Here is a 12937-nt window from a genome sequence, read left to right as displayed (position 1 = left end):
TTATATTTTTATTAATGAAATGAATTCACAAAAATACATTGCTTGAATAATGAATGTTATATATTATTTTAAGAAGAAAAGAGATAGCGATAAGGAAAGAGGATATGATGAGAATTTTATTTATAGGTGATGTTGTAGGTTCAATAGGTAGGGAAATGCTTACTGAATTCTTACCGCAGCTTAAGAAGAAATATGGACCGAATATTACAATTGTCAACGGAGAGAATGCGGCGCATGGTCGTGGTATTACAGAAAAAATATATAAAGAAATGATGACGTTCGGAGTGGATTGTGTCACTTTAGGCAATCATACGTACGGGCAACGTGATAGTTATGACTTATTAGAAAGTGATGTCAAGATGATACGTCCAGCTAATTATCCTGATGACAACCCGGGGAAGGGTATGCAGATCATTAAATTCAATGATAAAAAAATTGCTGTAATCAATCTACAAGGTCGTGCATTTATGCAACAAATTGATTGTCCTTTTAAAAAGTTTGATGCGTTGTATGAAATCGCCAAACGCGAAACAGATTACATCTTTGTAGACTTTCATGCAGAAACGACGAGTGAAAAAGGTGCCTTTGGTTATTATGCAGATGGGCGCGCTAGTGTTGTTGTTGGCACACATACGCATATCCAGACAAGTGATAACCGAATCTTAAATGAAGGCACTGGCTTTATTACGGATGTCGGTATGACAGGCTATTATGATGGTATATTAGGGATTAATAAAGATGAAGTCATTCATCGTTTCCTGACATCAATGCCAGTGAAACATGTAGTACCAGATAAAGGTCGTGGCGTGTTAAGTGGTGTCTTTGTAGAATTAAAAACAGACGGAACAACGAAGAAAATAGAACGAATATTAATTAATGAAGATCATCCATTAAAATAACGTATCGGCCATTCGACTGATTTTTTAGGATAGAACCACTTGTCTATGTCAAGACTAGTGGTTCTTTGTTATATTATAATAAGTGATTAAAAGTAGGAGGGTACATATGAAATCTCAAATTTCATGGAAAGTCGGCGGTCAGCAAGGTGAAGGTATCGAAAGTACAGGTGAGATGTTCTCAACTGCCTTAAACCGTCTAGGCTATTATTTATATGGTTACAGACATTTCTCAAGTCGTATAAAGGGTGGACATACGAATAATAAAATTCGTGTTTCAACTACGAGAGTGCATTCTATCAGCGATGATTTAGATATATTAGTAGCGTTCGATCAGGAAACAATTGATGTCAATTATCATGAAATGAATGCAACAGGTATTATATTAGCAGATAGCAAATTTGATCCGGTTAAACCAGATGATTATGAAGGTAAGTTCGTACCGATGGCATTTACTGAAATTGCAAAAGAACTTGGCACAGCTTTAATGAAGAACATGGTTGCCATTGGGGCGAGTGCAAGTTTAATTGGTGTTGACTTAAAGCACTTTGAAGTATTAGTTGATGATATTTTCGGTAAAAAAGGTGAAAAAATATGTGCATTAAACAAACAAGCATTACATGCTGGATTTGATTTAATGGAACAGGAAGATTTCCATACGTTTACGTTAAATCCTTCAACTGAAGAAGGGCATCTTTATATGATTGGTAATGATGCGATTTCTTTAGGTGCATTGACAGGTGGCGCAAGATTTATGGCTGCGTATCCAATCACGCCTGCCAGTGAAATTATGGAATACATGATTGATAAATTACCGGAATTCGGTGGAACAGTCATTCAAACAGAAGATGAAATTGCGGCAGCAGTTATGGCGATCGGCGTAAACTATGGCGGCGTTCGTGCATTTACAGCTTCAGCGGGTCCTGGTTTATCTTTAATGATGGAAGCTATTGGACTAAGTGGAATGACAGAACAACCATTCGTTGTGATTAATACAATGCGTGGTGGTCCTTCAACAGGTTTACCTACGAAACAAGAGCAATCAGATTTAATGCAAATGATTTACGGCACGCATGGTGATATTCCGAAGATTGTATTAGCACCTACAACTGCTGAAGATGCATTTTATTTAACTGCAGAGGCGTTTAACTTAGCTGAGCAGTACCAATGTCCCGTGATATTACTTAGTGACTTACAGCTTTCTATGGGTAAACATACTGTTCCAAATTTAGACTTTAATAGAATTAAGATTGATCGTGGTAACTTAATCACTGAAGTTGCGGAACGTGAAGATAAATCATACTTCAAGCGTTATGAAGTAACAGAAAGTGGCGTTTCACCACGTGTTATTCCAGGCGTTAAAAATGGTATTCATCACGTTACCGGTGTAGAACATACTGAAGAAGGAAAACCTTCTGAAAGCCCAGTCAACCGCGCGAAACAAATGGAAAAACGTATGCGTAAAATTGAACAGTTAAAAATTTCAGAGCCTGTTGATTATAAAGAAAATCATGCAGAAGCAGATGTATTAGTCATCGGTTATTTATCAACATATGGAGCTATTGATGAAGCGATTGATAGAATGGATGCGAAAGTCAACCACTTACACATTAAACAATTACATCCTTTTCCGACTGATGAAGTACAAGACGCAATCAACAAAGCGAAACAAGTCATTGTCGCAGAACACAACTACGGCGGACAATTATCAAGCATTATAAAAATGAACACAATGCATCAAGGTAAGATTACAAACTTTACGAAATATGATGGTACACCATTCTTACCGAAAGAAATTGAAGCAAAAATCAATGAAGTCATTGAAGTAAAGGAGCGCATCTAAATGGCAACGTTTAAAGATTTCAGAAATAATGTAAAACCAAACTGGTGTCCAGGATGTGGTGACTTCTCAGTACAAGCAGCGATACAAAAAGCATGTGCCAATGTAGGGTTAGAGCCTGAAGAATTAGCAGTCATTACAGGTATCGGGTGTTCTGGTCGTTTATCGGGTTATATTAATTCATATGGTGTCCACTCAATTCACGGACGTGCTTTACCGATGGCACAAGGTGTTAAGATGGCAAACCAGGAACTTACAGTCATTGCTTCAGGTGGTGACGGTGATGGTTACGCTATCGGTATGGGACATACCATTCACTCAATCCGTCGAAATATTGACTTAACGTATGTCGTAATGGATAACCAAATTTATGGTTTAACGAAAGGTCAAACATCACCAAGTTCAGCACATGGATTCGTCACGAAGACTACGCCACAAGGCTCTATTGAGAAAAATGTATCACCATTAGAACTTGCAATTACATCTGGTGCAACATTTGTAGCACAAAGTTTCTCAAGTGATATTAAGGAACTCACTGCAATTATTGAAGCAGCGATACAACATAAAGGATTTGCATTTGTAAACGTATTTTCACCATGTGTGACTTACAATAAAGTGAATACGTATGAATGGTTTAAAGTAAACTTAACGTCATTAAACGATATAGAAGGATATGACAATAAAAACAGAACTCAAGCATTAAACACAGTCGTAGAACATAACGGATTAGTAACTGGTATTATCTATCAGGATACAGAAACTCCAAGCTATGCTGAACAATTAAATGGGTATTCTAAGTCATTAGCGAAAGAACCGATTGAAATGGATCAATCGAAGTTTGAGGCGTTAATGGCAGAGTTTAAGTAAATTCAATATGTTAAAAGGCTTAGCAAATTGAAATAACTTTGCTAAGTCTTTTGATTATTTGTTATACTAATTAAGAAAAATAAAATAACTAAAAAACACTAGGGGAGTTACTCTGAGATTGGACGATGGTCCTAAACCCTTATTCACCTGATCTAGGTAACACTAGCGTAGGGAAGTGTCGCGTTTTGACACAACTTTACTCTGTTTAGGTTGTGTTTTTTTATTTGGAGGAAATGGATATGAAGAAAAGTATTATGTTAAGTATGAGTTGTGCAATATTATTAGCCGGATGTAATAGCGATAATAGTCAGAATAAAACGGATAGTAGTAAAGAAAAGAAAGTCACAATTATGCTGGACTGGACGCCAAACACAAATCATACAGGCCTTTACGTTGCAAAGGAAAAAGGCTTCTTTAAGAAACATGGTTTAAATGTAGAGATTAAAGCACCGGGAGAAGTTACTGCAGATCAATTGATTGCAGCAAATAAAAAAGATGTACAGTTTGGTATTAGTGCACAGGAACAAGTAACACAATCACGCTCAGAAGGTGTCCCGATTAAATCGATTGGAGCTATTATTCAACATAACACGAGTGGATTTATGAGCTTAAAAGAAAAAAACATTCAATCACCTAAAGATTATGAAGGTAAAACGTATGGTGGATGGGGTGCACCGATTGAAAAAGCATTCATTAAGACATTAATGGATAAATCAAACGCTGATATCAATCAAACGAAGATAGTGAATATGGGCAATACGGATTTCTTCGCTGCATCGAAAAAGAATATCGACTTTGCATGGGTTTATTATGGCTGGACAGGCATTGAAGCGAAGACGCGTAATATTGATGTGAATATGCAATACTTAACAGATTACGATAAAAATTTAGATTATTATACACCTATCATCATTGCTAACGAAAAATACTTAAAGTCAAATCCTGATACAGCGAAAGCATTTATGGCAGCCGTTAAAGAAGGCTATGAATATGCAATTAAGCATGAGCATGAAAGTGCTGATATATTAATTAAGGCAGCGCCTGAACTAAAAAAACAAAAAGATTTAGTCTATGCATCACAAAAATACCTATCTCCTAAATATCAAGATGATGCAAAATCATGGGGTATGCAAGATGAAAAAGTTTGGGCAAACTATGCAAAATATTTAAAAGACAATAAAATTATAAAAAATGATTTCAATGCGAAAGCTGCATTTACGAATGAATTTGTGGAGGGGAAATAATGGCGAATACAATCATGAGTATACAAATTATTCCTAAAACACCGGAAGGGCAAGATGTCATTCCTTATGTGGATGCAGCGATAGAAGTGATTGAACAATCAGGATTGAAATTTTACGTATCACCATTAGAAACAAGTATTGAAGGTGATATGCATGAATTACTTCCATTAATAGAACAAATGAATCATCGTATGCGTGCATTAGGTTGTGCATCCATTATTTCTCAAGTGAAATTTTATCATGCTGAATCTGTGTCAATGGATGAACTGGTAGCGAAATATCGATGATTAGAACGATAAAATTTTCCATATTTATTATCAGCTTATTATGTATTTGGGAAGGTCTTGTACGGATATTACATGTTGATTCATATACATTACCTGCCCCTAGTGCAATAGGACAATCATTTATTTATGATTTCCCTGAATATTATCCTCATTTGCTGCCAACCATTCAACTTGTATTGATAGGATTAGTTTGTTCGATTATCTTTGGTATTTTATGTGCGGTTATATTAAATTTAGTACCTGTACTCAATGATTATATTTATCCGTTGTTGATTATCAGCCAGAATATACCTGTTATCGTCATAGCACCTTTACTTGTAATTTGGTTTGGTTTTGGTTTATTACCGAAATTGATAGTTATTACATTAATCTGTTTCTTTCCGATTACTGTAAGTTTACTTGAAGGATTTCAGGCAACAGATCAAGATTTAAAGAAGTACATGCACATGATGGGTGCGAACCGATTCGCTTTATTTACAAAGTTAGAATGGCCGAATAGTATGCCATTTTTATTTAATGGATTAAAGATTGCAGGTACTTATGCAGTGATGGGGGCTATCATATCTGAATGGTTAGGTAGTGATAAAGGATTAGGTAAGTTTATGTTACTTGCCCAGCGTGCCTTTCAAGTTGATCAAGTGTTTGTCGCAATCGTCTGGATTATTATATTTGCGCTTATGATTTATATCGTAATCGAATTATTACAGCGTTTTGTTTTGAGGTGGCACCATGAATAAAATATTGAAATTAGAACACATCTTTCATCAATATGGCAATAAAAAAGTGTTAGATAACATTAACTTTGAAGTTCCGCATAATGAAATTGTTGCGTTACTTGGTCCGAGTGGTGCAGGAAAATCGACATTAATTAATATCATTGGTGGTTTACTGAAACAAACAACAGGGCACGTCTGGATTAATGGTCAAGAAGTGCAACAAACGGGACACGTCTCTTATATGCCACAAACAAGTTCGTTAATGCCATGGCGTACCGTTAAAGAAAATATTCAACTTGCGACTGAAATTGGTAATAATAAAAGTAATGATCAAAGTGATGCCTTATTAGCGCAAGCAGGGTTTACGGAGATTCAGGATGCCTATCCGAAATCATTATCTGGTGGAATGAAACAGCGCGTATCTTTTTTAAGAACATTAAACACACAACATGATGTGTTATTGCTGGATGAACCGTTTTCAGCATTAGATGAAATTACGCGCATTGAAATGCAAATGTGGCTTAAATCTCTAATTAAATCAACCGGGAAAACAGTTATTATGATAACACACAGTATAAATGAAGCGATAGAGCTGTCTGATAGGATTATGATATTGAATGGTAAACCTGCAACGATTACTAATATTTATGACACATCAGCGTATAAAAATGATGCTGAAAAATTAACTTTGCGTAAAACGATCTTTGAACAATTGAAATAATCATGAACGACATAAAAGAGGTGAGACAAATTTTAGTCTCACCTCTTTCCATATTTTTATCCGTTGATTTAAAAGATTTTTAATATTACTTTTTGTTTTTTCTCATGTTTTGAATCACGCTGAACACAGCAGGTAGAACAGATACGAGAATAATTAATATTAAAACAATCTCGAAATTATTTTTTACTACAGGTATGTTACCGAAGAAATAGCCACCAGCTAAACAAATTCCAACCCATGCAACTGCGCCGATAATGTTATATAGAATAAAGTAACTATATTTCATTGAACTTGCACCGGCAACGAAAGGAATAAATGTTCTGATGAAAGGCATAAATCGAGCCAAGACGATGGTTTTTCCACCGTATTTATTAAAGAAATGCTCTGCTTTCGTTAAATGTTCCTGTTTAATCATGCGACCCAATTTAGGATGATTGACAATACCAAAGCCAATCCATTTCCCGATATGATAGTTTAATGTATCCCCGACAATTGCCGCGATAGAGAGTAATATAAATAAAAACCAAATGTTAAGTGCGCCTTGTGGTGCCAATGCACCTGCAGCGAAGAGTATTGAATCGCCTGGTAAAAATGGCATAATAACGAGCCCGGTTTCTACAAAGACAATACCAAATAAAATCGCGTATGTTAAAACGCCATAATCTTTGACGATATTAACGAGATGTTCGTCGATATGTAAAATAAAATCTAAAAGTTGTGTGATGATATTCATAACTTGTTTCTCCAATTCTGATAATTTCCTTATTATTATACGCTACTGAAATGAATATTCAAAAGAGAAGAACTAAAATGATGAAAATAATGTGATTAGTATTGCAGTTAATGTTTTGAGTACAACCAGTTCAAGAGTAAATCGTGCATGTTATATTCAAACGACAATTGATTTGTCAGTGTATTATTTGCGTACAATTTTATGAAATTCAAACAAACTTCCATCTAACTCAAACTTTATTTCCGACATAGAACTATCTACTAAGTGTGTCACATCAGTTGAGTGAACTACTAGTTTTTCGTTAATATCATACAAAGTTGCAGATGAATTTGAAAGAACGATATAGAACCTTTTAGGATTAAAAAAGTTGCTAATAAATCTTGGATTACCAATGGTTTGGTTTGCAATATATTCCAATACAAAATTTGACCATTTTCTCGGGATTCTTTCAACCATTTCGTAAATTTTCGCATCTACTGGTGCAAGTTCAATAATTTTATCTTCTTGTTTCATATCTTCATCTCCTCGTATTTCGATTATATAGTAAATATTTGAAAAGATAAATGCTTTACAAATTTGTACATACTGTATATATTGTATATATACAGTATAACAACAAAGAAGGTGATGAATTGAACATTCATTTTGACCCAAAGAGTGATCAACCGATTTACGAGCAATTGAAATCAGAAATCATTCGATTGATTATGGCAAAGGAATTAAAAGAAGGTGAATCACTTATGTCTATGCGAGCACTTGCAAAAATGTTAGGCATCAGTGTGATTACAACGAAGCGGGCGTATAAAGATTTAGAGGATTTAGGCTACCTATATACGATTCCTGGAAAAGGGACATTTGTTTCACAAGGGAATATTGCAATGATAGAAGAACAATCGAATAAGGAATTAGAATCTTTAATAATGTCTTCAATCCAACTTGCCAAACGCTTAAATTTTGACAAAAAAGATTTCAATGAACTAATAAACGATTTATGGGAGGAATAACGATGCAACCAAATGTGATTGAAGTAAGAAACTTAATGTTCAAACAGAATAAATTTGTACTAGATATTCCGAATCTTGAGATACCAAAAGGTTATATTACTGGATTAATTGGTGAGAACGGTGCGGGTAAAACAACTTTAATTTATCAGTTACTAAACTTGACGTCACCAGACCAGGGAGAAATTAAAGTATTTGATCAATCGTATTTAGAAGATAGAGCAGGCATACTTTCTGAAATCGGTATCGTGTTTAGTGAGAATCACTTTCCGGATTGGATGAATGCAAAGAAGTTAGAAACGATTATGAAGATGTATTTCGATAATTGGGATAGTAAAGCATATTATAGCTATCTTGAGCGATTTGAAGTGCCAACAAATAAAAAGATTAAACAGTTATCTCAAGGGATGAAAGTAAAACTGAATTTAGCAACAGCACTCAGTCACCATGCAAAATTGTTAGTACTTGATGAACCGACTTCTAACTTAGACCCAACATTTAGAGTAGAATTGCTGAAAATTTTTCAGGATTTAATGTTAGATGAAGAGATGACGATACTATTCTCAACGCATATAACATCAGATTTAGAATCTATTGCAGATTACATTTGCTACATTGAGCAAGGAAAGCTGATTATGATGGATGAAAAAGATATTATCTTAGATGAATATCAAATTGTTAGAGGGCCGGTAAAAGTATTAGATGATGAAATTAATACACTATTAATTGGTATTGAATACTTTGATGACAGTTTTACTGCGTTGACGAAAGAGGCGCAGACGTTGGATGAGTTATTTGGTAAGGAAGTGTCGATTCGTAAGGCAAACATTGATGAGCTCATGTATTTCAAGAAAAGGGAGCGTATGCACCATGATCAATCAGCTAAAGTTGTTTCTACAGTTCAAAAGTAATTTGAGTGTTTATTATTAAACTAGTAATTTACTAACCATCTCATAATTGTTTAATATAGGATGGTTGATAAGAATTATAAGAAGCGGGTGGTTCAGTGATAAGAGAATTAAAATTAATATGTAGCCTACTAAAATCACAAATTAATTATGTAATATTATTTTCAGTTGCCACACTTACACTAATATTATGTCATCTATATGCTTTTTATTTGGCTAAATGCCGATGCAGAACTTATTTGATAGGGGTATGCTAAATCCACATGCATTTTATTTCACTTGGCTGCCAATAGTTGTGGTAATATTTATTTTTACTTGTTGGACAAAGCAATATTTAGAAAAAAATGCACACTCAAAACATCTTTTATGGAGTGATTAAAAATGAAGCGTTTATTAATGTTAGATATTAAATTATTAAGATTCTTTCCATATATTATATTAACTTTATTTATTGCTGCTATATTATTCAAAGTGTTCGTTGGTTATGACAGTGCAACTCAAGTTTTTGTAGGTTATGACAATGATATGCAAGTTGACAAAAAAGAGATTACATTTAGTTTTACCGATACTTTTTTCATCTTAACAATGATTTGTGTATTCTTTATACACGCTCAGAAATATGACACTTTAAGAAAACATAAAATAATTCAATGGTATGAAACTTTACCTGTTAATAAAAAAGATATAAGAATGGAAAATATAATACTCGTATTGCTATCTCATGCAATACTATTAATTTTCGCATTTGTTTTCTATGCTATTCATAATGAATTAATCAATATTCAAGCAATCATATTAATGTTTGGCATCAGCTTAACGATGAATGGTTTTATGTTAATGATAGGTATAAAAAACAATCTTACTTATTTACTTTTGGTGAGCATCGCGAGTGTTCTATTTATTCTTGCATTTGGTTTTCACTATTTACTAATCATGAATGATATCAATTTAAACTTAAATTTAAGTAAACGTGATTTTTGGCGTTTATACTTATATCAGTTCCCGTATGTGGTGAATGCATTCGGATTAGGACTGTGTTTATTATCATTTAAAGTTCATCGTAAAGTATAAGCATCTCATATTATTATGAGGTGTTTTTTAATTGTTTAAATTTTATCCTCCAAGTAAAAATACTTTGAAAAAGCATCTTTAAAAAGTTATACTATAGGAATGATTAAGTTGAAAATGGGGTTAGTATGAAATGAATGAAGAAAGTAGAATAGATGCTTCTCAAGTGCGCGGTAAAAATGCACCTGAGAAAGATTACAGTAAGTATTTCGAAAAAGTGTATCAGCCACCAAGTTTAAAAGATGCGAAAAAACGTGGTAAAGAATCAGTAGAACATCATGCTTTCTCAATCGATGAAAAGTATAAAGGTTTAGGTCGCGGTCGCAAATTCTTTATTCGTACGTACGGTTGTCAAATGAACGAACATGACACTGAAGTAATGGCGGGTATCTTTGAAGCATTAGAATATGAAGCAACAAATGATGTCAATGAAGCGGATGTTATATTACTGAATACGTGTGCGATTCGTGAAAATGCAGAAAACAAAGTATTCGGTGAAATTGGGAACTTAAAACATATTAAGTTAGCAAAACCGGATGTGTTAATCGGTGTTTGTGGTTGTATGTCTCAAGAAGAATCAGTAGTAAACAAGATTATGAAGTCGTATCAAAATGTTGATATGATCTTTGGTACGCACAATATTCACCGCTTACCAGCCATTTTAGATGAAGCATATATGTCTAAAGCGATGGTTGTTGAAGTATGGTCTAAAGAAGGTGACGTCATCGAGAACCTTCCAAAGGTTCGTATGGGTGAAACGAAAGCATGGGTTAATATTATGTATGGATGTGATAAATTCTGTACGTATTGTATCGTGCCATTTACGCGCGGTAAAGAACGTAGTCGTAAACCTGAGGAGATTATTGCTGAAGTACGTGATTTAGCGCGACGTGGATACAAAGAGATTTGTTTATTAGGTCAAAACGTTAATGCATACGGTAAAGATATTGAAGGTTTAAACTATGGATTAGGCGATTTATTGGCAGATATTCAGAAAATCGATATCCCGCGTGTAAGATTTATGACAAGTCACCCTTGGGACTTTGATGATCGTTTAATCGAAGTATTAGCGCAAGGTGGAAATATCGTACCGCATATTCACTTACCAGTACAAAGTGGTAATAATGATGTGTTAAAGATTATGGGACGTAAATATACACGCGAAAGTTATTTAGAACTAGTCGATAAGATTAAAGAAGCTATTCCTGACGTTGCATTAACAACTGATATTATTGTCGGTTATCCAAACGAGACAGAAGAACAATTCTTAGATACAATTGATTTATATGAACGCGTTGGATTTGAACACGCTTATACGTATTTATATTCGCCACGTGAAGGCACACCTGCAGCGAAGATGAAAGATAATGTATCAACTGAAGATAAAAAGAATCGTTTACGTCGTTTAAATAAAGTTGTTGAACATCATACAGAATGTGCACTGAAAAAATATCAGGATCAGGAAGTCATCGTATTATGTGAAGGACCTTCAAAGAAAAACGAAAATATTTTAGCGGGATATACCGATAAGAGTAAACTTGTTAACTTTGCAGGACCTGAAGCAGCAATTGGAAAACTTGTAAAAGTTAAAATTACTGAAACAATGCGTTACTCATTAAATGGGGAATTGCTTGAAATATTAGAACCAGTTGGGGTGGAAAATTAATGTATACAAATGATGAAATACTTTTAAAAGCGAAAGAATTAGGAAAAATGATGGCTGAAACAGAAGCCGTTGATTTCTTTAAGCGTGCAGAAGCACAAATTCATGAAAACCAAAACGTACGCGAAAAAATGGCATCATTAAAATCATTACAAAAACAAGCTGTCAATTTCGAGAATTACGGTAAAGAAAAAGCTTTAGGTATGGTTGAAGAAAAAATTGCTAAAGTAGAAGCAGAACTTGATGAAATGCCAATCGTCGATCAATTTAAAGAAGCACAAGGTGAAGTGAATGCGTTACTTCAAATGGTTTCACATGCAATTAGTCAAACTGTTACAGATGAAATTATCGTTTCAACGGGTGGCGACTTATTAACTGGCGAAACGGGCGCAGCTGTTGAACATGCAGCACCTGGATGTGGTAACTAATTATATACAACTCAAATAATGTCGGTTCATTAGAATCGGCATTATTTTATTAATCGAGGAGGATATATGAAAAACGAAACGAGAAAGCTAACGTTAACGAGCATTTTTATTGCGATAAATGTTGTTTTAAGTCAGATGATCTATATTCCAGTAGGACCGATTAAAGCATTTCCAATGCAACATTTTATTAATGTATTATGTGCAGTGTTTGTTGGACCGTGGTTCGGCTTGGCACAAGCTTTGATTAGTTCAATCCTCAGAAATATATTTGGCACAGGATCGCTGTTTGCATTCCCTGGTAGTATGATCGGTGTATTATTTGCAGCATTAATGTACCGCAAGTTCAAAAGAATTGAGTTGGCTTCAATCGGTGAATGGATCGGTACGGGTTTTATTGGTAGCATTTGTACGATACCTTTCATGTGGATAATGCATTTAGATTTGAAGGGGTTTATGCCCATATTTTACGCTTTTTTATTAAGCAGTCTATTTGGGAGTATCATTGCATACATACTCTTATTATTATTAAATAAAAGAAATTTATTAAACAAAAGGAATGGATAAA

The 12937-nt window shown here is 34.3% G+C and carries 15 protein-coding genes and 1 riboswitch; of the genes, 13 read left to right on the top strand and 2 right to left on the bottom strand.

Going from position 1 to position 12937, the window contains the following annotated elements; translation table 11 throughout:
- Window positions 1-107: 107 nt before the first annotated feature.
- From OCL94_RS01920 to OCL94_RS01890, 7 genes are all read left to right on the top strand, one after another.
- Window positions 108-899, top strand: coding sequence for a TIGR00282 family metallophosphoesterase (locus tag OCL94_RS01920; protein ID WP_262994358.1), 792 nt, complete (start codon window positions 108-110; stop codon window positions 897-899).
- A 106-nt stretch (window positions 900-1005) separates the two neighbouring features.
- On the top strand, window positions 1006-2739 hold the full coding sequence (locus OCL94_RS01915; RefSeq protein WP_262994001.1) for a 2-oxoacid:acceptor oxidoreductase subunit alpha: 1734 nt from the start codon (window positions 1006-1008) through the stop codon (window positions 2737-2739).
- Window positions 2740-3603, top strand: coding sequence for a 2-oxoacid:ferredoxin oxidoreductase subunit beta (locus tag OCL94_RS01910; protein WP_262993999.1), 864 nt, complete (start codon window positions 2740-2742; stop codon window positions 3601-3603).
- Between the two features lie 90 nt (window positions 3604-3693).
- Window positions 3694-3794: riboswitch (TPP riboswitch) on the top strand.
- A 48-nt stretch (window positions 3795-3842) separates the two neighbouring features.
- Complete coding sequence (locus tag OCL94_RS01905; RefSeq protein WP_262993997.1) at window positions 3843-4847, top strand: ABC transporter substrate-binding protein; 1005 nt, start codon at window positions 3843-3845, stop codon at window positions 4845-4847.
- Entirely contained in the window at window positions 4847-5134 is a 288-nt protein-coding gene (locus OCL94_RS01900) for a thiamine-binding protein (RefSeq protein WP_262993995.1), read from the top strand. The genes OCL94_RS01905 and OCL94_RS01900 overlap by 1 nt, the downstream gene beginning before the upstream one ends.
- Window positions 5131-5871: an ABC transporter permease gene (locus tag OCL94_RS01895; protein WP_262993993.1), complete on the top strand. Its 741-nt coding sequence runs from the start codon at window positions 5131-5133 to the stop codon at window positions 5869-5871. Before OCL94_RS01900 ends, OCL94_RS01895 begins: the two co-directional genes overlap by 4 nt.
- Window positions 5864-6571 (top strand): ABC transporter ATP-binding protein, encoded by a 708-nt coding sequence (locus tag OCL94_RS01890; protein ID WP_262993991.1) that lies wholly within the window; start codon window positions 5864-5866, stop codon window positions 6569-6571. The genes OCL94_RS01895 and OCL94_RS01890 overlap by 8 nt, the downstream gene beginning before the upstream one ends.
- An 85-nt stretch (window positions 6572-6656) precedes the next feature.
- On the opposite strand, the gene OCL94_RS01885 is transcribed toward OCL94_RS01890, so the two are convergent.
- On the bottom strand, window positions 6657-7304 hold the full coding sequence (locus OCL94_RS01885; protein ID WP_262993989.1) for a DedA family protein: 648 nt from the start codon (window positions 7302-7304) through the stop codon (window positions 6657-6659).
- 183 nt (window positions 7305-7487) lie between these two features.
- Entirely contained in the window at window positions 7488-7817 is a 330-nt protein-coding gene (locus tag OCL94_RS01880) for a hypothetical protein (RefSeq protein ID WP_262993987.1), read from the bottom strand.
- A gap of 119 nt (window positions 7818-7936) precedes the next feature.
- On the opposite strand from OCL94_RS01880, the gene OCL94_RS01875 reads away from it, so the two are divergent.
- The 6 genes from OCL94_RS01875 to thiW all read left to right on the top strand — a co-directional run bounded on the left by OCL94_RS01875 (window position 7937) and on the right by thiW (window position 12936).
- Window positions 7937-8308, top strand: a complete 372-nt coding sequence (locus OCL94_RS01875; protein ID WP_262993985.1) for a GntR family transcriptional regulator — start codon at window positions 7937-7939, stop codon at window positions 8306-8308.
- 2 nt (window positions 8309-8310) lie between these two features.
- On the top strand, window positions 8311-9216 hold the full coding sequence (locus tag OCL94_RS01870; RefSeq protein WP_262993983.1) for an ABC transporter ATP-binding protein: 906 nt from the start codon (window positions 8311-8313) through the stop codon (window positions 9214-9216).
- 378 nt (window positions 9217-9594) lie between these two features.
- On the top strand, window positions 9595-10284 hold the full coding sequence (locus tag OCL94_RS01865) for a hypothetical protein (RefSeq protein ID WP_262993981.1): 690 nt from the start codon (window positions 9595-9597) through the stop codon (window positions 10282-10284).
- 130 nt (window positions 10285-10414) lie between these two features.
- Window positions 10415-11947: a tRNA (N6-isopentenyl adenosine(37)-C2)-methylthiotransferase MiaB gene (miaB, locus tag OCL94_RS01860; RefSeq protein ID WP_262993978.1), complete on the top strand. Its 1533-nt coding sequence runs from the start codon at window positions 10415-10417 to the stop codon at window positions 11945-11947.
- The gene (locus OCL94_RS01855) at window positions 11947-12372 is read left to right on the top strand and encodes a YlbF/YmcA family competence regulator (protein WP_262993976.1); all 426 of its coding nucleotides are present in this window, start codon (window positions 11947-11949) and stop codon (window positions 12370-12372) included. Before miaB ends, OCL94_RS01855 begins: the two co-directional genes overlap by 1 nt.
- 66 nt (window positions 12373-12438) lie before the next feature.
- A complete protein-coding gene (thiW, locus tag OCL94_RS01850; protein WP_262993974.1) occupies window positions 12439-12936 on the top strand; it encodes an energy coupling factor transporter S component ThiW in 498 nt (165 codons plus the stop codon).
- Window position 12937: the final 1 nt, after the last annotated feature.

The organism is Macrococcus capreoli, from assembly GCF_025628935.1.
GTDB classification, from domain to species: domain Bacteria; phylum Bacillota; class Bacilli; order Staphylococcales; family Staphylococcaceae; genus Macrococcoides; species Macrococcoides capreoli.
Note: the sequence above shows the minus strand (reverse complement) of the source record. Positions and strands in the feature narration are given on the sequence as shown.

What these genes read in the sequence shown, in the direction of transcription:
- OCL94_RS01920 (WP_262994358.1), top strand. Translation starts at nt 108, where the DNA reads ATGAGAATTTTATTTATAGGTGATGTTGTAGGTTCAATAGGTAGGGAA.
- OCL94_RS01915 (WP_262994001.1), top strand. Translation starts at nt 1,006, where the DNA reads ATGAAATCTCAAATTTCATGGAAAGTCGGCGGTCAGCAAGGTGAAGGT.
- OCL94_RS01910 (WP_262993999.1), top strand. Translation starts at nt 2,740, where the DNA reads ATGGCAACGTTTAAAGATTTCAGAAATAATGTAAAACCAAACTGGTGT.
- OCL94_RS01905 (WP_262993997.1), top strand. Translation starts at nt 3,843, where the DNA reads ATGAAGAAAAGTATTATGTTAAGTATGAGTTGTGCAATATTATTAGCC.
- OCL94_RS01900 (WP_262993995.1), top strand. Translation starts at nt 4,847, where the DNA reads ATGGCGAATACAATCATGAGTATACAAATTATTCCTAAAACACCGGAA.
- OCL94_RS01895 (WP_262993993.1), top strand. Translation starts at nt 5,131, where the DNA reads ATGATTAGAACGATAAAATTTTCCATATTTATTATCAGCTTATTATGT.
- OCL94_RS01890 (WP_262993991.1), top strand. Translation starts at nt 5,864, where the DNA reads ATGAATAAAATATTGAAATTAGAACACATCTTTCATCAATATGGCAAT.
- OCL94_RS01885 (WP_262993989.1), bottom strand. Translation starts at nt 7,304, where the DNA reads ATGAATATCATCACACAACTTTTAGATTTTATTTTACATATCGACGAA.
- OCL94_RS01880 (WP_262993987.1), bottom strand. Translation starts at nt 7,817, where the DNA reads ATGAAACAAGAAGATAAAATTATTGAACTTGCACCAGTAGATGCGAAA.
- OCL94_RS01870 (WP_262993983.1), top strand. Translation starts at nt 8,311, where the DNA reads ATGCAACCAAATGTGATTGAAGTAAGAAACTTAATGTTCAAACAGAAT.
- OCL94_RS01865 (WP_262993981.1), top strand. Translation starts at nt 9,595, where the DNA reads ATGAAGCGTTTATTAATGTTAGATATTAAATTATTAAGATTCTTTCCA.
- miaB (WP_262993978.1), top strand. Translation starts at nt 10,415, where the DNA reads ATGAATGAAGAAAGTAGAATAGATGCTTCTCAAGTGCGCGGTAAAAAT.
- OCL94_RS01855 (WP_262993976.1), top strand. Translation starts at nt 11,947, where the DNA reads ATGTATACAAATGATGAAATACTTTTAAAAGCGAAAGAATTAGGAAAA.
- thiW (WP_262993974.1), top strand. Translation starts at nt 12,439, where the DNA reads ATGAAAAACGAAACGAGAAAGCTAACGTTAACGAGCATTTTTATTGCG.